This window comes from Enterococcus larvae, from assembly GCF_017830045.1.
Taxonomy (GTDB): domain Bacteria; phylum Bacillota; class Bacilli; order Lactobacillales; family Enterococcaceae; genus Enterococcus_L; species Enterococcus_L larvae.
In genome coordinates this window covers 93169-117441 of sequence record NZ_JAEDXU010000010.1, presented here as the reverse complement: position 1 = coordinate 117441, position 24273 = coordinate 93169, and the positions used below count along the sequence as shown (strand labels likewise).

The window sequence follows — 24273 nt, the reverse complement described above, 5'->3', positions numbered from 1 at the left end:
GTTTAGTTTCAAGAAAAAGCAGAGAGCTCTAAAAATTTTTATGATTGAATTTTTAGAGCAGCTGTGTATTTCTTAAGCGAGAGCTTTTGTCTCGTTGCGTTTATTACTGGGATATTGAAAAAGAATTACGAGGAGGAAAACAATGACAAAGCAATATGATTATATTGTGATTGGCGGCGGAAGCGGCGGGATCGCATCAGCAAATCGTGCAGGGATGCATGGAGCAAAGGTATTACTGCTTGAAGGTGGAGAAATAGGAGGAACCTGCGTCAATGTTGGTTGTGTGCCTAAAAAGGTCATGTGGCAGGCAAGTACGATGATGGAGATGATGCATCGAGATATGGAAGGCTATGGCTACGATGTGTCTGTGAAAAATTTTGATTTCCATAAGCTGGTTCAAAATAGAGAAAATTATATCGATTTTTTACATACAGCATACAATCGTGGATTAGACAGTAATCATATAGAACGGGTACAGGCATATGGGACATTTGTCGATGCCCATACCATCCAGGCGGGAGAAGAGACGTATACAGCGCCGAATATCCTGATTGCTACAGGAGGACGTCCGAAGAAGCTGGGAATACCAGGAGAAGAGTATGCCATCGACTCCAATGGCTTTTTCGCATTGGAAGAATTGCCAAAGCGGATCGTTGTGATCGGAGCAGGTTATGTGGCTGCTGAGCTGGCCGGAACGGTGCTGGGATTAGGAAGTACAACGCATTGGGCTTTTCGCAATGATCATCCATTGCGCAGCTTTGATGAAATGCTGTCAACGAAAACAGTGGCGCATTATGAGGAAGCAGGTATGATGATCCATCCGAATTCTGTTCCGAAATTTATTGAGAAAAAAGAATCCGGCGAACTAGTCATCTGCTTTGAAAATGGAATGGATATTACTGCAGACTGTATTATTTTTGGTACAGGCAGAGAGCCGAATACAGATCAGCTAGGCTTGGAGAATACTGGCGTTGAGCTGGATGAAAGAGGTTATGTGAAGGTTGATAAGTACCAAAACACGACACAGGAAGGAATCTATGCTGTGGGGGATGTTATCGGTAAAATCGATCTGACACCAGTAGCTATCGCAGCTGGTCGCCGTTTGTCTGAACGATTATTCAATGGAAAAACGGACGAGCATTTGGACTACGAAACGATCCCTACTGTGATCTTTACGCACCCGCCGATTGGAACGGTCGGTTTAACAGAAAATGAGGCTGTGGAAAAGTATGGAAAAGAGCAGATAAAATTATACACTTCCAGCTTCACACCAATGTATTTTGCCTTAGGCGAATACCGACAAAAATGTGATATCAAGATGATTTGTGTTGGAAAAGAGGAAAAAATTGTTGGACTACATGCAATTGGTCTAGGTGTAGATGAGATGCTTCAAGGCTTCGCTGTTGCAGTTAAAATGGGTGCAACGAAGAAGGATTTTGACAATACTGTGGCGATCCATCCAACCGGAGCCGAAGAGTTCGTAACGATGAGATAAAGTAGATAAAAAGAGAGTAGGACAATAATCTGTTGCCACTCTTTTCCATACCCTAAATCCGAATAAACGGCGAGTCAGAAGTAGCTCCTACGACAATAAGCCGGAATTCAACAAAAATTTGTGAAACAATTTTCGTGCATTCCGGCTTATTGCTTGTAGCTAAACACTTCTGTCTCAGCCTCTTTCTGTGGTGATCTATCTTTAAAAAAAGATTTTACGCTATTTTTTTTCTTCAGTATCTTTTTCAAAATTCGAGTTCAAGTAAAAGCGTTCACTTGAGTTGATGCGCCCTTCTTCATCAATAAAGGCATATTCCTCGCTTAAAGATACGTTGAATAAATCTTCCAACGTGTTTTCTTTTGGCGCAAAATTCCCCTTTTTATCTTTACTTAATTCCATTTTAAAGCTGACAGGCTTCTTCGCCAAAGGAGCGATGTTCTCTTCGAGATACATGATCTGACCAAATTGTGTTCGTACGCTGGAGAAAGGCTCTTCTGTATTGAAATAACCGGCTTCTCCGACGTAATCAAAAAACACATAACTGACTTGGCGTCCAAAAGTGCTGGTGGAAACTGGATAAATTTCCACTTCAACAGTTGCGTTATCACCATCAACTTTAGAAGAAAGAACTTGGTAATTAACAATTTGCTTCACTAATGCTTTGACTGAGTTAGCTCTTGCCTTAGCTAGTTCTTCCGGTGTAAAGGTACGGTCTTTTACAATCACTCCGCGACTGTCTTTCGTCACCTCATCTTGATAAGCGTCCTCCACTTTTTTCCAAAAGTCTTCTTCTGTAACTGGCAAAATCTCTTTGCTGTCTTTGAATCCATCTCCGTACAAGCTTTTCATTGTCATGTAGGCACTATACTCAGGGTCTGAAAAGGCCTCTTTCTCAAATGTCTGCTTCGTTGTTTGATAGGGTTCAGTTGTGGTAACATCATTATTTTTATCATAAACATCTATCACATCCGGATACTCCTGAGCAACCCCATTTGCCGGAAGCAGCATGATACTCAACATTCCTACAGTAATACATCCAACAATCCCTTTTTTCATTTATTGTCTCCTTTATACTAAAAAATTAATACCATCTGCTCTATTATAGCATTCCTGTTTTTCGAAAAAAAGATTGTTTTTCCTGTTAAAAGTTTTATATAATGGCTTAGAATGCATTACTTTTTAGGAGGAAAAAATGAAAATAAAAAAAGGGGTTATTTTTAGTCTAGTTGGGCTATTGGCCGTTGCCGTGGTAAGCATCGGTGCATATTTGTATTATGTAAAACCAAATCAAATCAAAAGCGAAGCAATTGCTTACGCAAAAAAGAACCACAATCAAACAGTGGTCGTAAAAAAATTGGAATACGCTAAAATCTCTGAAAAGAATTGGACAGCATTAGTTGCTATAAAGGAATTTCCAGATGTAGAATATACGATTTCTACCAAAAATGGCAAAAGGCTGAGAGATACTTTTGGCTACGACGATTTAGAAGAGTTGATAGCACAGATTGGGGATAAAAGCTTTAATAAAAAATACCGCAAGTTGATTCAAACAGAATTGAGCGATGACTCACTTGTAATAAGTGATATTTCTGTTCCTTTAGAAAGCGAGCCAGCTGATGGGGTGGAATTCTTGCAAGACTATCTTAGTTTCACTCAGAAAGTGGCTGAATCAACGAAAGATTTAGAGTTTGAAGCGACAATCTCTAATGGGGTAAAAGCACACACCTTAACAAATATTTCTGAGACCGCAATTACCGAAACAATAGACAGCCTGTACTCTATTGCGCCTTATTTAGTAAAAAAAGATTCTTTGAAAATCAGTGATACATTGAAAAAAGCATTAAAGGATCAAGGCTATACAGATGTTCAGTTGAATTACACCAAGAGTCCGGGAACGAATAAATATTTTGCTTCGCTGGCAATGGTTTATGACAATCTTAGAAACGATAATATCGATAATAAGGACGGCTTTGATCCAAATGATTTATTAGTTGAAAAAGATGGGAAAAAATACTATGAGTTTGAAAAGCAGCTTGATCCTGAATATACAACTGATCAAGGTCTTGCGCTGACAAAAGAACTGATTAAGGACGAGCTGTCTGTTTATGAAGTGACGATCAGCTTTACATCGGGTTCTTATGGTTCTCAAGAGGAATATGCGGTCTATTCGCCTATCACAATCACTGAGCCTCTTTCTGTGACAGAACCCGGAGGTATCTATGGAGGAATGCTGTCCGCTGATACAATCAATGCTTATGGTCTTGATTCTGGTTCCTACTACCAAGAAGAACTTAACAATGTGGCTTTACCTGGACCTTTTGAATGGGTGAACGATGAAGTTGGGTTGCCGATTGTGTTATCTGATTATACAAAATCAAATTTTGGCGTTGTTCTTTCTTATGATGGGGCATTGGATGATTTAGCTAAGGAAATCCCAGAATTGAACAAAAATCTGGAAGAAGGAATGTCTGGTCTCTATGCCCTTATTATGATCAAGGGTAGTCCCGTATCTTACTATTTCCAGACAACTACCAGTCAATCGAACTATCAATTATATAAAATTGATCAGGCAGTAGTAGAAAATTTAGTAGCAGCTGGTTCAGTGGCTAAAGAAGACAGTTACGGTTTTTAAGAATACTTGTTTGAATCGTTAAATCAAAAAAAGTGTAAGACAATAATCAAATTAGAAATTGTTTCACACTCTAAACATGAATAAACGGCGAGCCAAAAGCTGCTCCTTCCGAATTAAGCCGAAATATACTGAAAATATGAAAAATCATTTTCGTCTATTTCTTCTTAATTCTCAGAGCCTCCCGCTTTTGGCCCAGCCTTTTTTTGGTATAGCTGTTTTATCAGTTTTCTTAACTTGTACGATTCAAGATTTTACCAGTAATATCTAATAGCAATTCTTTTGTATGCAAGTCATTAGCCGGCAGTTTTTGGATAGCCTTCAATGCTTTCTGTGTATATTTTTCAGCCAGTTTCTGGGCGTTATCCACACCACCAAGGCTGTGGACAAGTTGATAGACCTCTTGTGTTTCCTCTGTGGATAAGTTTTCCCGTTTTTCTAAATAAGGCAGAAGCTTCTTTTTATCCTTTTTCAATGCGTAGAGCAGAGGCAATGAATAGACACCTTGTTTCACATCTTCTAAGACAGGTTTTCCGATATGATCAGAGGACTGTGAGTAGTCGAGAATATCATCGATGATTTGGAAGGCGATCCCAATATTTTTCCCGATTTCTCTACATTTGTTGGCGAATTGATCCGAACAGCCGCTTTCGTAAGCACCGATGAAGCTGCTCAAAGCAAAAAGCTCGGCAGTTTTTCCGGAAATATTGTCGATGTATTGATCAATCGTCATAGACCAATCGTAATGAGTATCCATCTGGCCTAATTCACCGGAAAGGATTTTCTCCATACTTTTTGAATTCAGCTGAATGCTCTTTAATGAAGAAGAGTATTCTGCTAAAAGCTTGAAACAGCAAATAAACAGGTAATCTCCAGCATAGACTGCTGTTTGATTGCCGAATTGCGAGCGAATCGTCGGCAGGTTTCTTCTTGTATCCGCGTGATCAACAATGTCGTCATGAATCAGCGTTGCTGTGTGAAGCATTTCGATCGATGCAGACAGAGCAATCGCTTTTTGTTCATCCTTTGCCGGCCCAAATTGGGCAAACAGTAATTGATAGGCGGGGCGCAGCAGCTTTCCGCCAGAGTGGATCATGGATAAGATCGCCTGTTCCACCTCTTTATTTTCGATTTGAATACTTTCCTCCATAAGGTGCAGTGTTGCTTCAAGCTCTTCTGAAAGCAGAGGATAAGGATTCCACATTTGATGGATATTCATAGGATAGCTCCTTTAATTCTTTTTAAAAAATTTCCCATTTTTGTTTAGATGTCTGTTCATAATCAAGCTGAAATTTTTTCAACGTCTGTACGTGCTGCAGCAAATAGTTTGCGGCGATCCCAATAGCGATTCCTGACAGCAAGCCTAATATCGATAGGAAAGGCAGGTACAGCATCGGCGCCCATGACTGAGCGAAAAACGAGGTGGTCAACAGCTGTCCGACATTATGAAGGAAGCCGCCGACTGCACTGATTCCGATAATACTGACGCGCTTTGGTCCCAGTTGTTTAATCAGCAGCATGCCAAGGAAGCTGAGATATGCACCGCTGGCACTGTAAAAGAAGGTTGAAATCGTCCCTCCAAGAAGTGTAGCCAGCACCAGACGCATTGAAATCAAAAAGACAGTCTCTCTTTTTTTCATCGTAAAGATGGCAATGATTGTAATTAGGTTTGCCAATCCCAGCTTAGCTCCGGGAGCAAAAGCGAAGGGGTAAGGGATCATGTTCTCAATTAGAGAAATGATGACGCCTTGAGCAACCAGCATAGAGATGTAGATGTTTTTTTGTAATTTAGTCATGATTGGTATAGGCAGTATCAGTAAATCAGACTGCCGTCCTCGTTTCCGTCGGAAGCTTCGACCGTGATAAATAAATTGTGAGGCAGACAGGCGATCGGTGTTTCACCGGCATTGGATATCCAACCGCGGCGAACACAAGCGAGGTCTGTGCAATTTGCCTCTTTTATACGAATCCGGTCGCCGTCAACCTCGATCAAGTTGTAGTCACCGTCCGGATCTTCGTATTTGTATGTATAGGCAGGTGCTCCTTTTTTTAACTCGAAGGTCTTGATGATTTTTCCATCGACCTTTAAGACGGCCTGCTTTGTTACAGAATCAGTATTTTGGGTACTAAAAACAACAAGGGGCAGAAAAGAACCGACAGCCAAGACTAAAATGATGATGATATCCCATGGGCGTAAGTAGCTTTTCTTGATGAAATCCTTTACGTTCATTGTTCTTTCCTCTCCTTTGTAGTTCTTCATTTTAACACACTCAAAGAAAAAGCTGAACGAACGCGTTCAGTTTTTCGATTATTCAGCTTCCCAAGTTCGCTCAGATTTTCTACTTAAACAAATGGCGGGACAGAAGCAGTTCTCTTAGAGATAAGTCGAGGTTTCGCAAAGTTTTTTTGGAAAGCTCTTCTTATTTCCCGGAGTTACATACTTCTGTCCCGACTTTAACTGGTGATAAAACCAGCTTAAACGGTGTTTTAGAAGCAGCTCTTTCAAAAATAAGTCGAATGATCCAGAAAATATGAGAAGCTATTTTTGGGTCATCCTTCTTATTTCTCTGAGCTGTTCACTTCTGCAACAACCTCATTTTTATTATATGGTAATGCTACTTGGTTCCGTATCTGGATTTTGGTGTCCCGTACCACCATTTACCTACTGTACGTTGAACCCAAGGGATAACCCAGCGATCCAATCCTAGTGCACGTCCGGAGCCGTTCATTAGAGCAAATGCTACAAAGACGAACCAGATATTTACCCAATAGAACATACCGGATAGACTGAAGGCAGCCACCAATCCGATTGTTGCTGCACTACATAACCAAGTGAATAGACCGGCAATCAATGCTAATGCAATCAGAATCTCAACGATCGTCATGAATTTCTGGAAGAACAAAGCAACTTCCTGATTCGGCATCATGAACTTCATTACACTTTCAAACCATTTCGGCATATGATCGAAGACCAGCATTGGTTCTTCGCCGTAAGCGTAGTTCAATCCAAAATGAGCTGCTTGAGTAGCTGTTTCAGCTGCGGCATCTGTTGCACCGCTTGCGGCTGTAGTTGCATCAGCTGCTGCAGAGGCACCAGTAGTTACTTGATCTTGCAGCCATGGGAATGGGAAGACAACGGTATCAGAGAACCATGAACCTTCGCCGAACCATGTTCCTGGTTTCAGGTATTCACCATTTCCGACGACTTTCTTCGCCGCTTCTACAAACCACATCAAACCGTAGAAGACACGTAAAGGAACACTCCATAAAATATTGCCGTAACGAGAAGAGTGACCTCTTGCCACATTGCGGTCGTCTTTGATATGGAAGAATTCATGCATCATGTATTGGAACATATAGTAGCCTGAACGAATATCGAAGAAATATTTCAGGTTGACGATATGCTTCATGATGATAGCTAAAAACCCGCTTAAATGGATCTTATCAAACAGGTTCGCAACACCCCATTTCGCGCCGATGGAAACCATGAAGCCTTGATAATTTCCTTTGAATTTATGCTTTTCGCCGCCCTTGATATCAGCAACGATGTTTGCTGCAGCTGTGTGTCCAGTTTGTTCAGCAGCCTGAACGATTTGTGGTGTTGGTGTATCTGGAAATTCTTCGTAATAAACCAAGTCACCGATGACATAAATATTTTTATCTTCATATCCTTTGGCTTGCATGAACTCATTAGCAATCAGACGATTACCGCGAGCTGCTTCCAATCCGAAATCAGCAGCATCAGATGTTGCTTTAACACCAGCTGTCCAGATAAGGGTATGTGTTGGTACTTGTGTACCGTCTTTCAATTTGATATGATCTGCAGCTACTTCTACGATAGGAGAGTTTTTCATTAATGTTACTTTCTTTTTCTCCATATATCGCTCTGCTTTTGCCGCATCATTACGTGTCAGCATATTCAGAATCGTAGGCATTGCTTCGACAACCATTAAAGTGATTTCGTTTGGATCGATTTTTGTTTCTTTCGCTAAACGATCTTTCCAGTCAATCAGCTCACCGATCATTTCGATCCCGGTAAATCCGGAACCACAGACAACAAATGTCAGCATAGCTTTGCGGACTTCTGCATCAGGCTCGATCGCTGCTTTTTCTACTGTTTTTTCGATATGCTCACGAATTCTCACAGAATCCTCGAATGACCATAAAGTAAAGCCGTTTTCTTTAACACCAGGTGTACCGAAGTCGTTTGGCTCACCACCCATACCGATGATCAGTTGATCGAATTCATAAGAACCCAGTTTTGTTGTAACGACTTTTTTGTCTTTATCGATTCCTGTTACTGTATCTGTGACAAGCTTAACATTCTTTTTGCGTGAGAACAGTCGTTGTAAATCATATTGGATCGCACTTGGTTCTACGCGGCCCCCTGCTACTTCGTGCAGCTCTGTCATCATAGTGTGGTAAGAATGACGGTCGATCAAAGTGATCTCCACGTCGTCTTTTTTCAGCTTTTTAGCTAGAAATTTGGTTGCTGATACCCCAGCATACCCAGCACCTACAACGACAATTTTTTGCTTTGTCATTGGTAATCCGCTCCTTAAAAAATAAAAGTATAATTGATCATAATTTCGCAATCGAATCCATTATATAGTGAGTTTAGCCTTTTGTCTAATAACAATTCCTATAATAAAGCAAATAAATGATTTCAGATTAAAAGAATATGAAAATGCGATAAGTTTTCTGAATTATTCTAATGTGCAGTTGACAGAAAAAGATAAATCGTTAGAATGTTAATTGAATCACAAAGTTTTTGTGAAAAATTTGTGACTATATACACCTTGCTAAAGTTTTTATTGTGTGAGAAGAAATCTTTGAACACCGTAAAAACAAAGGAAATGAGCACATTTTTTATTTTTTCACAAGATTTATGTATGGAGACCGTTTGGTATTTTATCTCACAAAGATTTACTGAAGGCGATAGTGTGAACTATCAAGTTCCTGATTTTTGTGCCTATTTATCAACAGGATTCATACTAAGGTTGACGTATCATTACAAAGGAAAAGGTGGAAAAAAATGAAAGCGAACAAATTTATCAAGAGCGTTGCAGCAATTGCATTGACTACAATGGTTTTAGCGGCATGTGGATCAGACAGCAAGGATACAGCTGATTCTTCAAGTGCATCATCATCAACAGCGGCTTCTTCTTCAGCAACGGAAGAATCAACAGAAGCAGTAAAAGAAGCGGGTGGGGACCTGCAGGACGGTACGTATAAATTAGAAGAGAAAAACTATTCTAACGATTACCGTGTATCTTTTGAAATCACTGTGAAAGATGGAAAAATCGTAGAATCTAACTACGACAACATCAACGAAGCTGGCGAATCAAAAGTTGACAACACAGAGTACAACACAAACATGAAGGATAAAGCAGGTGTAAGTCCGGAAGAATTTATCCCTAAATTTAATGAAGAGCTGGTTGCAAAACAATCACCTTCTGATATTGATGTAGTATCTGGCGCGACTCACTCATTCGAGTCATTCCAAAACTATGCACAACAATTGATCCAAGCAGCACAAGCTGGAAATACAGATACAATTGAAATCGACAATGGTGCTGAACTGAAAGACGGTTCATACACATTGAAAGAGAAAAACAATTCAAATGGTTACCACACTGAATTTACAATGGTTGTAAAAGACGGCAAAGTAACAGAGTCTAAATATGACAACGTAAATGATGAAGGAAAATCAAAACAAGATGATACAGAGTACAACGAAATGATGAAGGAAAAAGCTGGTACAGATCCATCTGAATTCATCCCTACACTTAACGAAGAATTCGTAAAAGCAATGGGCGAAGAAGACGGCTCTCCTGCTGAAATGGATGTTGTGACTGGTGCAACACATAGCTTCCACTCATTCGTTATCTATGCAGAGCAATTGATCAACGCTGCTGAAAAAGGCGACACAACTGAAATCATCGTTGACAATATCGTAATGGCAAAATAACAGGCTGTGACGGAAGATACTTCCAGAACACCATTTACTTGAATGATAAGCGGTGAAATATGCTGCCTAAATAAGACATTTTCTGTCTTACTATTCATTCTAGTGTAGAAGGCAGGACAATTTTCACTATGATGATTGTCCTGTTTTTTACGTACTTGAAATGACGGATCTGTATCCCTGTTCGTATTTACTGGAATAGTCGTTTTGAGAAAAAATACATAGTATTATAATATAAAAGAGATTTTGCTAGTGAAATCAAGTGTTCTGCATTATACTTGGAAGTGTTTTGTTAAATGAAAGAAATATATTTATTGAATAGATAATGAATAAGGATGTGGCGTGATGATGAAAAACCGACGATTTTGGGTAGGCTTCAGTCTGCTGTTTGTTCTAGGATTGGTGATTGCTGGCTGTTCGAGTAATCAAAAGGAAGAAACGAAAGTCAATAAGGACCCGTATTCGAAACAGGAGCTATTGCTGGGGACCTATGTACAGATAAGAATCTATGATGATGGAAAAGAAGAGGTTCTGGATAAAGCGTTTGATCGGGTCAAAGAACTTGGGGACAAAATCACAGTCAACGAGCCTGGTTCTGAAATTGATGCCGTCAACGAAAAAGCGGGAATCGAGCCTGTCGAAGTCTCGGATGATGTATATACATTATTGAAACGGGCGTATGAATACAGTGAAGATTCCAAGGGCGGCTTTGATATGGCGATTGGCCCAATCACGCAGCTGTGGCATATCGGTTTTGATGATGCTCGGAAGCCGTCACAAGAAGAAATCGATCAGGCGCTGAAACTAGTGGATTATCATAAAGTCGTATTAGATGATAAGGAAAAAACGGTTTACCTTGAAGAAAAAGGGATGGAGCTGGATCTTGGTGCGATTGCCAAAGGCTATATCACTGATGAAGTGGTTAAAGTATTAGAGGATAACGGCGTGACAACAGCGATCATCGATCTAGGCGGAAATGTGTATGTTTTAGGACACAGTCCACGAGGCGAAGATGAGGACTGGAACGTTGGGATTCAAGATCCGAACAAGGCAAGAAATACAGTTATTGGTACAGTGAAAGAACGCGACAAGACCTTGGTCACTTCAGGTATCTATGAACGATACTTGAAAGTCAATGGGGAGACTTACCACCATTTATTCGATCCGACAACGGGCTATCCTTTCGATAACGATATTGCCGGTGTAACGATCATCACGAATAAATCAATTGATGGTGACGGGCTGTCGACTGCAGTATTCTCTATGGGCGTGAAAGAGGGACTGGAATATGTGGAAGGTCTAAAGGATGTTGATGCGATCTTTGTAACGAAAGAAGACAAGGTATATATAAGTAAAGACATCGAAGAAACGTTTGTACTGGGGGAAGATTCCGGCTATACGATGGGCGATCGTTCAGAGCTGAAGTAAGGAGCAGAAATGTATGTCAATAAAGGTGTTTTTAGAAGTAGTGGAAATTCGAACGAAGCTTGCAAGTCTGTTTCCTTTTTTTGTGGGTGTTTTATTTTCAATGGCTCATTTTGACCAGTTTTCATGGTCACATACACTACTGTTTTTTATCGGGATGATTGTTTTTGATATGGCGACAACAGCGATCAATAATTACATGGATTTTCACAAAGCGAAATCAGAGACCTACAAGTATCAGGAGAATGTCATCGGTGTTTCCGGTGTTTCGCCGACTTTGGTAAGGAACATGATTTTCGGGATGATTGGTTTTACTGCTGTAATTGGGGTGATATTGACGATTCAGACAGGCTGGCTGCTGCTGGTCATGGGCGGACTATGCTGTTTGATCGGGATATTTTATACCTTCGGACCGATTCCTTTGTCTCGGATGCCGTTAGGCGAAGTGTTCAGCGGTGTAACAATGGGGCTGGGGATTTTTGCGATGACGGTTTATCTGAACGTAGGAACGAATCCTCCATTTTACCTGGACATCTCCTTTATCAAGGGAACCTTTGCTTTAACAGGAAATATTTGGCAGACATTAGCAGTCATCTGGGCATCGCTGCCTCTGGTGCTGACGATTGCCAATATCATGCTGGCTAATAACCTGCGGGATTTAGATACGGATATAGAGAATCATCGGTATACATTGGTTTATTATATTGGACGTAAAAAAGGCGTTCTGCTTTTTCAGCTGATGCAGCTGTTTTGCTACGCTATTATTTTCTTCGGCATGGTTTTCGGTGTTTATGATTGGCCGATCCTGCTGGTTTTGATTTCCTTTCCAAAAATCCGTAAAAATTTGCAGCAATTCAAAAAGGAATTACCGCAGCCGCAGAGCTTCCGCTTTTCAATCAGTAATCTGATTCTATTCAACGGAAGCTATCTGATTGGTTTGTTGGCTACGATTCTTTTGAATAAGCTCTCGTAGCATCTACCCATAAAAGATTGAGAGATATACTTGAGTCATCTTCTGAGTGCTGAAAAGCATTTAGAAGCTGGCTTTTTTTGTCGAAGCTGACTTTGCAAACGGCGCGTCGATTTCCATCAAGAGGAAATAAAGGCGTGCCTTTTTAGAATTTTTGACGAGCACGGAATATAGTTGGAGACTATGCTGTAGATCAAATGAATATAGCATACTTCTTGCAGCTTCTAGAGCGATTAATGACTGAACGATATCTATCTCTGAGGAACATTGGATAAGCTGAAAAGGCGTTAAAAACACCATGTTCTCCTAAGTTCAGGTTGTACGAATTTTTTTACTGAGATTGCTAGTGAATGGTATTTTTGTTATAGTATTTTTGGTAGTTAAAAACGAAAAAGAAGAGGAGACCGAAAAAAATGAGAAAATTAGGGTTATCATTTGTTTCTGTGGCAGCAGTTGTTCTACTTGCTGCGTGCAACACTGGTGATGCAGGGAAAACAGAAAAAGGAAAGTCTGATGTTGCGTCTATCGCAATTGAAGAAGGGGAATATATCATTCCTCAAGCCAGTGAGGCAGAAGCTAGCGAAGGGGACGGCTTTCTGGCACTGAAGGTTAAAATCACAAACGAATCAGATAAAAGTATCGACTTGGCTTCAGATGATTTCATGCTTTATGATGAAGAAGACAATAAGATCTCTTTAGAGAACTTTTACATGAGCGAGACAGGTATCAAAACTCTTTCTTATGAAAAAATCTCTGCCGGAAAAAGCAAAACCGGCTACATTATTTTTGAAGTAGGAAAAGACGAAGCCTATCAGCTGCACTATGAACCAACGATCTATGAAATCGATAAAGAGTTGGACCCTGTTGTTTTGGATGTGAACACAGGTGATTACGAAGACAATAGTGAAGAAGCAGTGAATGCAGCAACTGCATATATTGATGAAGTATTCTTGGCAACGACAAACGAAAACTACAATAAATTAGTCAGCAATGACCGTGATGCACAAATCAGCGCATTTGATTCAAACTTTACTAAAGGACTCAAAAATGCTTTCTACTACTATAAAGTGACGGATGATGAAGCAAGCTCAGTTGGAAAGGCATTTAAGGAAGCGAATGGAGAAGTAGCAGAAGTTACTTATGAAGTCACTTCTTATTTCCCTGATTCTGCGGAAATCGCCATCAAAGCGGAAGTTCTTTTGTTTGATGAAATGGAAGACGAAATGGATAGAATCGAAGAAGACTTCGTAGAATCTAATAATGATTTAGATTATGAAGCTCGTTGGGAAGGTGCTGACAAAGCTGTCTTGGCAAAACTTCCTGAGCTGTTCAAGAGTTCATTCCCGGCTGAAGCAGAAAGCTATAGTGATTCATTCAAGATGGTCTTGAAGAAAAAAGACGACAAGTGGGAAATCCAAACAAAGAGTTCTTACTCTAGTTACTATGACTATCTGGAAGAAGCATTCCGAGGCGGACTTTATAAAAACTAATTAGAATAGAAGCATGAGACACAAGAGCCCTTCTGGGAAGTTATTCACGAAATAGCTTTCCAGAAGGGCTTTCTATTTTTAGGTACTTTACTTGATTTCGCTTAAGCTGACTTCTCCGGAAGAGAGTATTTTTTGTGTACCATCTTTTAGGCGCACAATCAGTTCTCCTTGTTCATTGATTGTTTCAGCTGTTCCGTTGAATGGAGTGCCAGCTTGGGTGAAGGTCACTTCTTTTCCTAGAACAAAGGACTTTCTTCGGTAATAATCAAGAAAATCCGTATTGTTTTTGTCAAGGATAGCATAGAATCGGTTCCAAATCGCTGCAATCAATTCATTTCGAGTTAGTGTCGGCTGCTGGTCGCTGAAAAGCGAAGTAGCTTTTTCCTGTATATCCTTCGGAAATTCCTCCTGCTTGATGGAGAAGTTGATGCCCATTCCAATCACGATATTTGTAATTTGACCGGATTCTACATCACTCATTGCTTCAGAGAGGATGCCGCAGATTTTCTTCCTATCTTTATAAATGTCATTGACCCACTTGATTTCTGTTGTGATTCCAGTAGTAGCTTCTATAGCTTCTGAAATGGCAACAGCCATGATGATTGTGTATTGGGCCATCTCTTCAAAGCTTTGATTCGGACGTAGAAGAATGCTCATGTAAATCCCGCCGCCCTTACTGGCAAAAAATGGACGGCCAAATCGTCCTTTCGGGGCTTCCTGCATATCGGCAATGACTAGCGTATTTTCCGCTTCACCATCAAGTGCCGCAAGCTTGGCATCCTTCATTGTGGAAGAAGAGGAGCTCAATAACTTGATCGATAGCTCCGGTGTCTCTTTTGCAAGATGGAGTCGAATGCCTTCTATAGATAAAATATCCGATGACTGATATTGATAGCCTTTTCGATCACTGTTGATCAGATGTCCTTCCTTTTTTAGTTCATTGATGGCCTTCCAGATCGCGGTCCTTGAGACATTCAGCTGCTGTGCCATTTCTTCGCCGGAAATGAATGCAGGAGATTGTTCCATCAATAGGGAAAGGATACTGCTTTTTACGGTCATTTCGTCACGTCCTTTGTTGTTTTGTCTGTTGTCCTAATCTAAAAACGTATCGTTTCTGATTGATGCTGTCAAAAATAGTGAAATACTATTGAAAATTCATTCCTTAGATGTATGTGCAATGCGTTTGATTTTGATATAATTTTATCAACAACAACAGAAAAGAGGAAGACAAAAATGGAAAGAAAGCAATATGTTTGTGATAAATGTGGAAATACTCACTATGTTTCAGATCAGTTTCAAGCAACTGGCGGCAACTTTGCCAAGATCTTTGATGTACAGAACAAGAAATTTATTACGGTGAGCTGTTCAAAATGCGGTTTCACAGAACTATACAGAGGACAAACATCAGACGGCTGGAATGTCTTAGACTTCTTGATCGGTGGCTAATAGTTGAAAATAAAAATACGGACGAGCGTTCCAGTTGGAACAGCTGTCCGTATTTTTTTGTTTGCATAAAGAAAATCAAACTAAGAGCAGCTGATCATCTTTTAGTTCAGTACCACTGTTTTTATGGAACAGCTCCATCAATTCGTTGACGGTCAAATTTTTCTTCGCTTCAGCATCTACATCTACTACGATATTTCCTTGATGCAGCATGATCAGACGGTTGCCGTAACGAATAGCATCCTCCATATTATGGGTAACCATAAAGGCGGTCAATTGCTGCTCTTTGATCAAACGATCTGTCAGCTCCATAACTGTAGCTGATGTTTTAGGGTCAAGAGCCGCTGTGTGCTCATCCAGAAGAATAAGCTCCGGTTGTATCAACGTTGCCATCAATAAAGTAATGGCTTGACGCTGTCCGCCGGAAAGCAGTCCGATTTCAGCAGTCAGCCGATTTTCCAAATTGAGGTTTAGTTTTGCCAGATGTTCTTTGAAAAATTCTCGGTCACTTTTACGAACGCCGCTGCCTAAGCCGCGCTTTTTCCCACGCTTCATTGCCAGCGCCATATTTTCCTCCACGGTCAATCTGACAGCAGTGCCCATCTTCGGGTCTTGGAAGACACGACTGATTTGCTTCGAGCGAGTCATGACCTTTTGCTTAGTAATATCCTTTTTATTCAAAAACAGCTTGCCTTCTTCTATTGGCAATGTTCCGGCGATACTATTCAACAGGGTTGATTTCCCAGCACCGTTTCCGCCGATGATCGTGATGAATTCGCCTTTGTTGATTGTCAGGTTGATGCCCTTCAACACATGGTTTTCGTTGACGGTTCCTCGTTCGAAGTATTGATGTAAATTTTCGATAGTCAGTACAGCTTCCATTAGCGAGCGCCTCCCTTTTTAGGTAGTTTCATTTTTTTCTGGATCAGCGGTGAAGACAGACACAGCACAAGGATCAGTGCGGAAAAGAGCTTAAGATCGGTCGGATCGACATTGAATTCCAGAACTAACGCCAGAATGAAACGGTAAAGGATCGCGCCTACAACGATTGTGATCATGCGGGAAAACAGTGGTCTGTTTCTAAGCAGTACTTCAGCAATGATGATGGAAGCTAGTCCAATAACGATTGTCCCGATTCCAGAGTTCAAGTCTGCAAAGTTATTATTTTGAATCAGTAATGCGCCGGCTAAGGCGATGCAGCCGTTAGAAAGCATATAGCCGATCATCTTCATTCGGTCTGTATTGATCCCATTTGCCTGGCTCATTTCAATATTATCTCCGGTAGCACGAGTGGCTAACCCGATTTCTGTTTTGAAGAACAGGGTCAATAAGCCAATCACGATCATCACGACGATCAATCCTACGATGATCACGCTAGTTACTCGATCGATACCAAGGCTTTGAGCCTGAGAAAAAATCGTTTCTGCACCTAAAAGTGAAATGTTTGGTGCTCCCATGATCCGTGAATTGATACTATATAAGCCAGTCATTGTGATAATTCCGGCCAATAGGGCAGGGATTTTTAGTTTCGTATGCAGAATCCCTGAAACCAAGCCGGCAAGTGCGCCTGCGATAAAAGCAAGAATAAGAGCAAAAATAGGCAGGACTAATGGATGGCTTGTAAGAATTGGTTGAAGAAAATCCGGCCAGGTTTCCGGTTCTTTTACCAAAATCACAGCCGCAACGGCTCCACCGAGAGGGAAGCTGCCTTCTGTTGTTAAATCGGCAATATCAAGAATACGGTAAGTCAGGAAAACACCAATAGCCAGTAACGACCATAAGAGCCCCTGTGAGGTTGAAGAAAGTAAAATGTCTATCAAAAAAATCAGCTTCTTTCCAGTAAGTTTTATGTATCGAGGTGTGCCAATGATTCGCTATCTGTTGCTTCGATTTTCGAAGCTGGGGAGTTTTTACATCTAGGGTTTTTGCTTCAAGCTGAGAAAGTGCTTTTTGCATGCCTTGTTAAAAAGTACTCAATTCTCGTCATAAAACACCACGTCTTTATGAGATTCTCTGCGACCTTCGATGTCAAACAGCGATTGGAACACCGTCTATTCGAATTTGTAGGGGAAATAAGTCTGACGACTCTGATAGTCAGCTTATTCCCTCTATTTTTTTGTTTTCATATTAAAGTTAAGCGAGCGTTGTTTACTTTGGTACTTGAATGCTGTCTGGGTCGATTCCTAAAGCAGCAGCCATGTCTTCATTGACATATAATTCCAGTTCGTTTGCACTTTCAACCGGCATTGTTGCGGGTTCTGCTTCGCCCTTCAGGATTTTCGCTGCCATCACACCAGTTTGTTTTCCTAATGAATGGTAGTCGATCCCGATTGTTGCTAGTCCGCCTTCTTTTACTTGATCGATAGAAGCAGGAACGATTGGTATTTTCAGTTCCTTAGCTACGTCGCCGATAACGGCAGAAGCAGAAGCAAAGGTATTATCCGTAGGGATGTAGATACCATCCACATCTTTTGCCAGACTGGTTGTTACTTGCTGAACATCGTTGGTAGAGTTGGCAGTCAGTACCTTAACACCAACACCCGCTTTCTTCAACGCTTCTTCTGCTAGATCGGCTTGGATTTTTGAGTTTGCTTCTCCGGCGTTGTACATAATCCCGATTGTTTTTGCATCAGGAACGATACTTAGCAGGAACTCGATTTGTTTTTCGATAGAAACCATGTCAGTTGTTCCAGTTACGTTTCCACCAGGCTCTTCATCTGATTTGACTAGCTTGGCTCCGACTAAATCAGTTACTGCTGTAACGACCATCGGAATTTCTGTTGTTTCATTTAGAAGAGACTGCGCTGCTGGTGTGCCGATTCCAAGAAGCAGCTCCGGTTTTGATTTAACCAGCTTTTCACTCATTGTTTTTAGTTGAGATTGATCATTTTGAGCGTTACTGTATTCGAAGGTCACGTTTTCTCCTTCTTTATAGCCGTTTTCAGCCAGCCCTTCCTTGAATCCTTCGTATGCAGCATCTAAAGAACCGTGTTCAACCGGCTGTAAAACCCCAATTGTAATGCTGTCACTACTGCCGCTGTCTTCCTTTTCATTTCCGCAGGCGCCGAGAACGACTGCCGCTGTTGCCAATATGCCTAATCCAATTAATTTCTTTTTCATCTTTTATTCCTCCGTTTTCTTTTGTGAGTTGTCATTGAAACAAAAAATCCATTTAGACAATATGCCTAAATGGATGATAAGAACAAATCAAGTACGTCTCTTATTTTCATAGCCACTTAGAAATATCGTCTACGCGGCTGTTTTGTTCGAAGCAAAGTGCTCTAGCCATCATAGATACAAAAACGAGTTTGTCCGTCTGTACCCATGAAGTATGAATACAAACCTATCTAAAATAGCTAAAGTAGTAATTATTCAATTGTGCGTGAATGGATAAATGTGTCATAGGAATTCTCCTTCGCATGATTGAATTGTTCCTAGTATATACAGACGAGGAAAAAATGTCAACAGATTTTTAGAATTTTCTGACGAATTAAAAAACAGTTGTAATGAATGATGGTTTTACTATTTGATTATTGCAGAGCAGAAAAATGGCATAGAAGATACTTCTAAATATAGTGACTGATTGAGCTTGCAGCCACAGCAAGCTAGTCAGGTTTTTGAGAGAAAGGCAGGTGGTGAAAAAATCTATTTTATTATTATTTTCTAATTATATGTTGAATTGAATTTTAATATTGTGATAGCATTTTGGTTAGGGTTAGTGTTTTGGGACAAAAAGGAGGAAACAAGTGATAAAAATAAATTTTAAAAGTACAAAAGTAATGGTTAGTATGTGGGTTTATGAGAAAGAGCCCGTGAAAAAAAGGAGAAATGAACCAATGATGAAAATGCGTGAAAATAGAAGGCTGGTGGTGGTAATTTATGACTAAGGTAAGTACGGATAACGGTACAGTGACTTCGGTCACTTCTGGCTTCAACTCAAGCTTAAGCGGACTGTCTTTTTCTTGTAAAGAATCCATCAGCTACTCTGACAGTACGGCGATGAACGGCTTGATCTTATGTTTGGCGTATCTAGATACCTCTGTACAAACCTTCCAGAGTACCGCCAAAACAGATGTACAAAATTTAACAAAAATTCATACTTACATTCAAGAAACAGATCAGAAGCTTGCTCAGGGAGGTTCTTAATGGATCGACAGTTTAGAGAGCAGGTAGCTCATCATGAAGAAGAAATCACTAGTCTTAAAAACAGACGAGAGAATGCCAAGAGCATTATTCAGGATGCTCTTGCCAGTTATAAACGAGAACAGGCAATTCTTGACGAGATTCTTTTTTATAGCCAAGGGACAGAAGCTGAAAATGAGGCTCGCTATCGATTAGAGGATGCCTACCATGAAGAAGAACGGTACAAGCATACTTTCGAAGAAGGCAAGGAAGAGCTGAATCTGATGGTTAAGGAGCAGCAGAAAGCCCTAAATGAGACGGAAGAGGCTTGGTCTGAATGGAGAGTTTCACAAGCCAAGGAGGAAGAACATGCCCAAAATTGACTACAGTGAACTGCAGACGGTATCCGCTGAAGTAAAGCGGCTGCGCCGAGGGGTCGTCACGCAATTTACTGCCTTTACTGTAGCCAATCAAACCTTCCAAGACAGTTCGGGGAAACTGACTGGGGATAGTTGGGATTCTGCCAGAGCCTATTTTTCTCCCTATGAAGAAGTTGCCAGCGGCATTTACAATGCACTATACGATGTAGATGATGCCTTATCCAGCTATCTAAATGATTTCGTCGGATCAGTTGGCGCTGCAAAAAATCGATTGGATACAGACAAGCTGGAAGAACTCCGCAACCAGCTGCGGCAAGAACAGCTAAAGAGAAATGAGATCAATGAAGCTTTAGCGGCAGCCTTTAAGGATATTCCTTTTATTGGCAACTGGTTTCAGGAAAACACGATGGTGGAGACGGCTTCTGAAATTGCCGTTTTAGAAAAATATCAGGCATTTGAAAGCGCTCATGCCGGTGATTTCTCCGGATTGTGTACCACATTACAGGCAGTAAAAAGCGGCATCGATTTTTTAGGATCATCTGGGAACTTCACCGGAGGAAAAGATGGGTTCAAGTTGGTAGACTATACTTCTGCGGCTTGGTATCAAACATTGAAAAAAAGGAACGATACTGCGCCAAAGGATCGCTACGAGATATTAGAATTCGCAGATGGCGTTGTTGTCTTGAAGAATGGGGTACAAGATCCAGAAAAGACAGCGGAATACAACTGGTTGATTACACACAAGAATTGGGATATGCTGAAAGAGTTGGGACCGGAGATCATTAAAATTTGGCTAAATTTGGATGATGTGGAAGTACTACTAGATAGCGAGTCAAGTACTGTGCAAAAATCAGCTGCCAGTATTTTTCTTTTGATGAGCATCTTGCCGGCTGATGAGATCGAAGCGCTGATAAAAACAGCGAAGCTGCTGAAAAATGGCGATACAACGATGGATGCGATCAAGTTATCTTCAGCCAGCTGGGAAGCATTGAAAGAAGCACATGCGGCAGCCAAAGTGGTCAAAAAAGTGGAGATTGCTGATGATGTGGTGGATGCTGGAAAAGTTGCTAGTGGTGCCAATAATATAGTCAGCTATGAAAAATATAAAGACATTTTAAGCACAACAGAAAAAGCAAATCCATTAGTAGATAGTCTCAGACAGACTGGTAACTTACCAAGTAATTACCTTGATCATAATGCTGCGAGACTCGCTGGTTGGGAATCAGGAAAAGCATTAGAAAATTATGTACATGGAGGTCAAATTGGTGGTGGAATTTATAAAAATAAAACCAAAATTTTACCAGAAAATCCTGGTAGAATTTGGCATGAAGCTGATGTAGGACTCATCGGAACAATGTCTCGGGCAAAACAACCTGGAACAAGATTGCTATATTCTAATGATGGGTTATTATATATAACTACTGATCATTATGAAACAGTTCATTTTATCGGAACATACTTACCATAAAGGAGAATAGACATGGAAGAATCAAGAAAAGAACAAACAGTTATTGATGTAAAAGGCATACAAACAGCTAAACAACTGCACATGGTACTGAAAGAAAGTCTAGATTTCCCAGATTTTTATGGGAAAAATTGGGATGCTTTTTGGGATGCTATAACTGGATTAGTAGCAATGCCAAAAAATATAGTATTTGAAAATTGGATGGATTTAGAAGGAAATTTACCTGAAGATTCTGCTCTTTTAAAAGAATTACTAGATGACTACAACAAAGAAATGCCTGGAGATAACTGGAAAGTAAACATCTCCTACAAATAAATATCTGTAGTTCCTACTTGTCTCTGGCAAGGGTAGTAAGATAGTAAGTGGCTCGCCGCCACTTACAAAAAATTCAAAGAGAGCCAAACGTGGAGATCTGCGTTCTCTGCGTTTGACTTTTTTATCATTTCTAGTTTTGGATAATTACCTATATTCTGTTCCAAAACCTTAAATAGGAGGTAAGCATAATAAGTGATAAAAAAATAGCAGATATCATACAATCATGTGAACAACAGCAACTATTTAAACTAGAGGATTTTTTACTTTCAGAGATGGATGAAGATAATTTACAGGAAACAATAGATTTTGTAGTTTCTGATGATAATAGTAAGAAGACTAATTTTAATGATGAGCTGTACGAGGGAAGCCGATATGAGGGTATATTTTTAGAAGGTAATCAATATTTATTATCTAGTTCAAAAGGAAAAGTAATGATAATTGATTTATTAAGTGAAATTCATGGTGTCAATATAAAAGATACTCGAGTTCAATTCGAGGAAGAAAATTTTATCAAACTAATTATGAATAAAAGAGAAACACTTAATTGGATTAAAAACTATAAACTGGATAAGCAAATGTAATGGAAAACGACACTTTATAATCTGGTTGGAGTTGGATGGTAACATGACAGAAAATTTTGAAGTACTGACGCTTAAAAGCGAAATTGATCAATTAATGCAAACATATTTTTCAGTAATCAATAGTAAATTGAGCAAGGCTCTAAAACTGTTTGCAAATAAAGAAGGTTATGGTCAAGAAATAGTTTTTGTTTCTTTTCAATCGGATTTAGATGATTATGATATGGCTCAACTGCCCTTACCATTAGATGATAAGCATGTTCTAGTAGAATTAGGGGCTCCTGCTGTCGAAGTAGAGCAGTTAGCATATTTAGATTTTGAAACTTTTTATAGCTATTTAGATCGAAATGTAAAAACCGAGATAGAAAAGAATCCTGATGATTCAGAATTGCTAGATCTGCTAGAAAAAGTAAAGCTGGCTTTAAATATCTAGCACCGAATCAAGCGATGAGTTTCTGGCAGTCATCGTGAGTCTATATACACTTACGAAAAAACAAACAATTTATAGTTGGTAGAGTAAGTAACCTCTTGTCTACGAGCCTCATGAACGAAATCCCTCACAACTATAGAATGTATACTGAAGGGTATAAACCATGAAAAACAATGAAAAAATAACTCAATTTTACAAAGAGCAACTACAATTTGGCTATATTGAATCTTTAACTATTTATAGAGATATTGAGGATGAAAATGAATTGGTTAATAATTTAAAGATTTCTTTTTTCTCTTATCCTTATACACTTGGCGATAAAAAATTAGTAATGGATTTTCAAAATGTTAAAGATTTGAAAATAAAGGATTTAGACGGACTCTTTAAAACTGTTCTTTCTATTACGGATATATCTTCATATCAAATGGAGGGTATCAACTATAGAATAGTTGAAGATGAGAACAGTTTATTCTCTTTTGAGTGCAAAAATTTTGATTTTAGTGTCTTAGACACATCTTTCGAAAATTGAGAATATGTTTCTGGCAAGCATAGCAAGTGGCTAGCGACTCACAAAAGATCAAAGGAGAAAATTACAGATTTTCCCCTTTGATCAGTTCTATTTTTGGGATAACTACCCTGATACAATCGAATTATCTTCTGCGGCTGGGAAAACTGCTAATAAGGTCATAACAATTCCAACTGAAAGTATCAAACATGCTGATTTAAAAGAAAATATAGAATGATTGGATCACACTGCCATGGAGAAGGAATTTCATATTTTAGAGGAAAAAAAGAGCATTGATGAGCTAATGTCAACTTATTTCAATTTTATTAATAGAAAGTATTTAAAAAGAGCTTTAGAATACTTTGCAAATAAAGAAGGTTTTGGTCGAGAAATAGTTTTTGTTTCTTTTCAATCGGATTTAGATGATTATGATATGGCTCAACTGTCCTTACCATTAGATGATAAGCGTGTTCTAGTAGAATTAGGGGCTCCTGCTGTCGAAGTAGATCAAATAGCATATTTAGATTTTGAAACTTTTTACAGCTGTTTAGATCGAAATGTAAAAACCGAGATAGAAAAGAATCCTGATGATTCAGAATTGCTAGAACTACTAGAAAAAGTAAAACAGACTTTGAATATATGACACTGAATGAAATGGTCAGTTTTTAACAAACGTCGTACGTGTGTATACACTTAAAAATAATTAATAAACGCAGTAACCGGGAGAATTCAAGGTTGCTGCGTTTATTTTAGTAAATCATTGGTTTTAGCTCGATTGGTTACTTTAACAACATTTAGCGAATAAATGAGCCAAGTTTCAAGTGCTTGTGCTGAACGCATTATCGGTATCAATGAGAGCCTAAGAACAATTGCACAAAAAAGATCGCTTTTTCATAATCAATGCGAGCGCAAAGAACTTCGATAGACCCCTTGACTTTTACTATAGAAGGAAGTAAAATATATAGATGCAAAAACTATCTAAAAAATGACGAAGCAGGAGCGAAATATTGTCCGTTCCGGTTTTAAATAAGGAAACAAAAGTAGAAACACTTGATTTA

At 39.6% G+C, this 24273-nt stretch carries 25 protein-coding genes; 16 read left to right on the top strand and 9 right to left on the bottom strand.

Annotated elements, in window-relative coordinates:
* Positions 1-142: 142 nt before the first annotated feature.
* Entirely contained in the window at positions 143-1495 is a 1353-nt protein-coding gene (gor, locus tag I6N96_RS16625) for a glutathione-disulfide reductase (protein WP_209558692.1), read from the top strand.
* A gap of 219 nt (positions 1496-1714) precedes the next feature.
* On the opposite strand, the gene I6N96_RS16620 is transcribed toward gor, so the two are convergent.
* Entirely contained in the window at positions 1715-2551 is an 837-nt protein-coding gene (locus tag I6N96_RS16620) for a hypothetical protein (RefSeq protein ID WP_209558691.1), read from the bottom strand.
* Positions 2552-2687: 136 nt separating this feature from the next.
* Between I6N96_RS16620 and I6N96_RS16615 the strand changes: the two genes are divergently transcribed.
* Complete coding sequence (locus I6N96_RS16615; RefSeq protein WP_209558690.1) at positions 2688-4127, top strand: hypothetical protein; 1440 nt, start codon at positions 2688-2690, stop codon at positions 4125-4127.
* Positions 4128-4356: 229 nt separating this feature from the next.
* On the opposite strand, the gene I6N96_RS16610 is transcribed toward I6N96_RS16615, so the two are convergent.
* The 4 genes from I6N96_RS16610 to I6N96_RS16595 all read right to left on the bottom strand — a co-directional run bounded on the left by I6N96_RS16610 (position 4357) and on the right by I6N96_RS16595 (position 8668).
* A complete protein-coding gene (locus I6N96_RS16610; RefSeq protein ID WP_209558689.1) occupies positions 4357-5343 on the bottom strand; it encodes a polyprenyl synthetase family protein in 987 nt (328 codons plus the stop codon).
* A gap of 22 nt (positions 5344-5365) precedes the next feature.
* Entirely contained in the window at positions 5366-5920 is a 555-nt protein-coding gene (locus I6N96_RS16605) for a Gx transporter family protein (protein ID WP_209558688.1), read from the bottom strand.
* A gap of 17 nt (positions 5921-5937) precedes the next feature.
* A complete protein-coding gene (locus I6N96_RS16600; RefSeq protein WP_209558687.1) occupies positions 5938-6354 on the bottom strand; it encodes a NusG domain II-containing protein in 417 nt (138 codons plus the stop codon).
* Positions 6355-6739: 385 nt separating this feature from the next.
* Positions 6740-8668: an NAD(P)/FAD-dependent oxidoreductase gene (locus I6N96_RS16595; RefSeq protein ID WP_209558686.1), complete on the bottom strand. Its 1929-nt coding sequence runs from the start codon at positions 8666-8668 to the stop codon at positions 6740-6742.
* A gap of 491 nt (positions 8669-9159) precedes the next feature.
* Between I6N96_RS16595 and pplA the strand changes: the two genes are divergently transcribed.
* From pplA to I6N96_RS16575, 4 genes are all read left to right on the top strand, one after another.
* A complete protein-coding gene (gene pplA, locus I6N96_RS16590; RefSeq protein WP_209558685.1) occupies positions 9160-10095 on the top strand; it encodes an extracellular electron transfer flavoprotein PplA in 936 nt (311 codons plus the stop codon).
* A 345-nt stretch (positions 10096-10440) separates the two neighbouring features.
* The gene (locus I6N96_RS16585) at positions 10441-11520 is read left to right on the top strand and encodes an FAD:protein FMN transferase (RefSeq protein WP_430650172.1); all 1080 of its coding nucleotides are present in this window, start codon (positions 10441-10443) and stop codon (positions 11518-11520) included.
* Between the two features lie 13 nt (positions 11521-11533).
* Positions 11534-12490, top strand: coding sequence for a 1,4-dihydroxy-2-naphthoate polyprenyltransferase (gene menA / locus I6N96_RS16580; RefSeq protein ID WP_209558683.1), 957 nt, complete (start codon positions 11534-11536; stop codon positions 12488-12490).
* 410 nt (positions 12491-12900) lie between these two features.
* Entirely contained in the window at positions 12901-13977 is a 1077-nt protein-coding gene (locus I6N96_RS16575; RefSeq protein WP_209558682.1) for a DUF5105 domain-containing protein, read from the top strand.
* A gap of 87 nt (positions 13978-14064) precedes the next feature.
* Here I6N96_RS16575 and I6N96_RS16570 read toward each other — a convergent pair whose 3' ends face one another.
* The gene (locus I6N96_RS16570) at positions 14065-15036 is read right to left on the bottom strand and encodes a biotin--[acetyl-CoA-carboxylase] ligase (protein WP_209558681.1); all 972 of its coding nucleotides are present in this window, start codon (positions 15034-15036) and stop codon (positions 14065-14067) included.
* A gap of 174 nt (positions 15037-15210) precedes the next feature.
* Here I6N96_RS16570 and I6N96_RS16565 point away from each other — a divergent pair, with 174 nt between their 5' ends.
* Positions 15211-15423, top strand: a complete 213-nt coding sequence (locus I6N96_RS16565; RefSeq protein ID WP_209558680.1) for a zinc ribbon domain-containing protein — start codon at positions 15211-15213, stop codon at positions 15421-15423.
* Between the two features lie 75 nt (positions 15424-15498).
* Here I6N96_RS16565 and I6N96_RS16560 read toward each other — a convergent pair whose 3' ends face one another.
* The 3 genes from I6N96_RS16560 to I6N96_RS16550 all read right to left on the bottom strand — a co-directional run bounded on the left by I6N96_RS16560 (position 15499) and on the right by I6N96_RS16550 (position 18540).
* Complete coding sequence (locus I6N96_RS16560) at positions 15499-16302, bottom strand: ABC transporter ATP-binding protein (protein WP_209558679.1); 804 nt, start codon at positions 16300-16302, stop codon at positions 15499-15501.
* Positions 16302-17249 carry an ABC transporter permease gene (locus tag I6N96_RS16555; RefSeq protein ID WP_209558705.1) on the bottom strand — a complete coding sequence of 316 codons (948 nt, stop codon included), beginning with the start codon at positions 17247-17249 and terminating at the stop codon, positions 16302-16304. Before I6N96_RS16555 ends, I6N96_RS16560 begins: the two co-directional genes overlap by 1 nt.
* 319 nt (positions 17250-17568) lie before the next feature.
* Positions 17569-18540 carry an ABC transporter substrate-binding protein gene (locus I6N96_RS16550; protein ID WP_209558678.1) on the bottom strand — a complete coding sequence of 324 codons (972 nt, stop codon included), beginning with the start codon at positions 18538-18540 and terminating at the stop codon, positions 17569-17571.
* 626 nt (positions 18541-19166) lie between these two features.
* Between I6N96_RS16550 and I6N96_RS16545 the strand changes: the two genes are divergently transcribed.
* The 9 genes from I6N96_RS16545 to cdiI (I6N96_RS16505) all read left to right on the top strand — a co-directional run bounded on the left by I6N96_RS16545 (position 19167) and on the right by cdiI (I6N96_RS16505) (position 23858).
* On the top strand, positions 19167-19307 hold the full coding sequence (locus I6N96_RS16545; protein ID WP_209558677.1) for a hypothetical protein: 141 nt from the start codon (positions 19167-19169) through the stop codon (positions 19305-19307).
* On the top strand, positions 19300-19566 hold the full coding sequence (locus tag I6N96_RS16540) for a DUF3130 family protein (RefSeq protein ID WP_209558676.1): 267 nt from the start codon (positions 19300-19302) through the stop codon (positions 19564-19566). Before I6N96_RS16545 ends, I6N96_RS16540 begins: the two co-directional genes overlap by 8 nt.
* Positions 19566-19925 carry a hypothetical protein gene (locus I6N96_RS16535; RefSeq protein ID WP_209558675.1) on the top strand — a complete coding sequence of 120 codons (360 nt, stop codon included), beginning with the start codon at positions 19566-19568 and terminating at the stop codon, positions 19923-19925. Before I6N96_RS16540 ends, I6N96_RS16535 begins: the two co-directional genes overlap by 1 nt.
* Positions 19912-21390: a T7SS effector LXG polymorphic toxin gene (locus I6N96_RS16530; RefSeq protein WP_209558674.1), complete on the top strand. Its 1479-nt coding sequence runs from the start codon at positions 19912-19914 to the stop codon at positions 21388-21390. Before I6N96_RS16535 ends, I6N96_RS16530 begins: the two co-directional genes overlap by 14 nt.
* A 12-nt stretch (positions 21391-21402) precedes the next feature.
* Positions 21403-21702, top strand: coding sequence for a barstar family protein (locus I6N96_RS16525; RefSeq protein WP_209558673.1), 300 nt, complete (start codon positions 21403-21405; stop codon positions 21700-21702).
* A 272-nt stretch (positions 21703-21974) separates the two neighbouring features.
* A complete protein-coding gene (locus I6N96_RS16520) occupies positions 21975-22283 on the top strand; it encodes a hypothetical protein (protein ID WP_245187011.1) in 309 nt (102 codons plus the stop codon).
* A gap of 43 nt (positions 22284-22326) precedes the next feature.
* Positions 22327-22713, top strand: coding sequence for a ribonuclease toxin immunity protein CdiI (gene cdiI / locus I6N96_RS16515; protein WP_209558672.1), 387 nt, complete (start codon positions 22327-22329; stop codon positions 22711-22713).
* Between the two features lie 160 nt (positions 22714-22873).
* Positions 22874-23239: a hypothetical protein gene (locus I6N96_RS16510; protein WP_209558671.1), complete on the top strand. Its 366-nt coding sequence runs from the start codon at positions 22874-22876 to the stop codon at positions 23237-23239.
* A gap of 229 nt (positions 23240-23468) precedes the next feature.
* Positions 23469-23858 carry a ribonuclease toxin immunity protein CdiI gene (gene cdiI / locus I6N96_RS16505; RefSeq protein WP_209558670.1) on the top strand — a complete coding sequence of 130 codons (390 nt, stop codon included), beginning with the start codon at positions 23469-23471 and terminating at the stop codon, positions 23856-23858.
* Positions 23859-24273 lie beyond the last annotated feature (415 nt).

Excerpts from the sequence above, each read along its gene's own strand:
- gor (WP_209558692.1), top strand. The coding sequence starts at position 143 with ATGACAAAGCAATATGATTATATTGTGATTGGCGGCGGAAGCGGCGGG.
- I6N96_RS16620 (WP_209558691.1), bottom strand. The coding sequence starts at position 2,551 with ATGAAAAAAGGGATTGTTGGATGTATTACTGTAGGAATGTTGAGTATC.
- I6N96_RS16615 (WP_209558690.1), top strand. The coding sequence starts at position 2,688 with ATGAAAATAAAAAAAGGGGTTATTTTTAGTCTAGTTGGGCTATTGGCC.
- I6N96_RS16610 (WP_209558689.1), bottom strand. The coding sequence starts at position 5,343 with ATGAATATCCATCAAATGTGGAATCCTTATCCTCTGCTTTCAGAAGAG.
- I6N96_RS16605 (WP_209558688.1), bottom strand. The coding sequence starts at position 5,920 with ATGACTAAATTACAAAAAAACATCTACATCTCTATGCTGGTTGCTCAA.
- I6N96_RS16600 (WP_209558687.1), bottom strand. The coding sequence starts at position 6,354 with ATGAACGTAAAGGATTTCATCAAGAAAAGCTACTTACGCCCATGGGAT.
- I6N96_RS16595 (WP_209558686.1), bottom strand. The coding sequence starts at position 8,668 with ATGACAAAGCAAAAAATTGTCGTTGTAGGTGCTGGGTATGCTGGGGTA.
- pplA (WP_209558685.1), top strand. The coding sequence starts at position 9,160 with ATGAAAGCGAACAAATTTATCAAGAGCGTTGCAGCAATTGCATTGACT.
- I6N96_RS16585 (WP_430650172.1), top strand. The coding sequence starts at position 10,441 with ATGAAAAACCGACGATTTTGGGTAGGCTTCAGTCTGCTGTTTGTTCTA.
- menA (WP_209558683.1), top strand. The coding sequence starts at position 11,534 with ATGTCAATAAAGGTGTTTTTAGAAGTAGTGGAAATTCGAACGAAGCTT.
- I6N96_RS16575 (WP_209558682.1), top strand. The coding sequence starts at position 12,901 with ATGAGAAAATTAGGGTTATCATTTGTTTCTGTGGCAGCAGTTGTTCTA.
- I6N96_RS16570 (WP_209558681.1), bottom strand. The coding sequence starts at position 15,036 with ATGACCGTAAAAAGCAGTATCCTTTCCCTATTGATGGAACAATCTCCT.
- I6N96_RS16565 (WP_209558680.1), top strand. The coding sequence starts at position 15,211 with ATGGAAAGAAAGCAATATGTTTGTGATAAATGTGGAAATACTCACTAT.
- I6N96_RS16560 (WP_209558679.1), bottom strand. The coding sequence starts at position 16,302 with ATGGAAGCTGTACTGACTATCGAAAATTTACATCAATACTTCGAACGA.
- I6N96_RS16550 (WP_209558678.1), bottom strand. The coding sequence starts at position 18,540 with ATGAAAAAGAAATTAATTGGATTAGGCATATTGGCAACAGCGGCAGTC.
- I6N96_RS16540 (WP_209558676.1), top strand. The coding sequence starts at position 19,300 with ATGACTAAGGTAAGTACGGATAACGGTACAGTGACTTCGGTCACTTCT.
- I6N96_RS16535 (WP_209558675.1), top strand. The coding sequence starts at position 19,566 with ATGGATCGACAGTTTAGAGAGCAGGTAGCTCATCATGAAGAAGAAATC.
- I6N96_RS16530 (WP_209558674.1), top strand. The coding sequence starts at position 19,912 with ATGCCCAAAATTGACTACAGTGAACTGCAGACGGTATCCGCTGAAGTA.
- I6N96_RS16525 (WP_209558673.1), top strand. The coding sequence starts at position 21,403 with ATGGAAGAATCAAGAAAAGAACAAACAGTTATTGATGTAAAAGGCATA.
- I6N96_RS16520 (WP_245187011.1), top strand. The coding sequence starts at position 21,975 with ATGGATGAAGATAATTTACAGGAAACAATAGATTTTGTAGTTTCTGAT.
- cdiI (WP_209558672.1), top strand. The coding sequence starts at position 22,327 with ATGACAGAAAATTTTGAAGTACTGACGCTTAAAAGCGAAATTGATCAA.
- I6N96_RS16510 (WP_209558671.1), top strand. The coding sequence starts at position 22,874 with ATGAAAAACAATGAAAAAATAACTCAATTTTACAAAGAGCAACTACAA.
- cdiI (WP_209558670.1), top strand. The coding sequence starts at position 23,469 with ATGGAGAAGGAATTTCATATTTTAGAGGAAAAAAAGAGCATTGATGAG.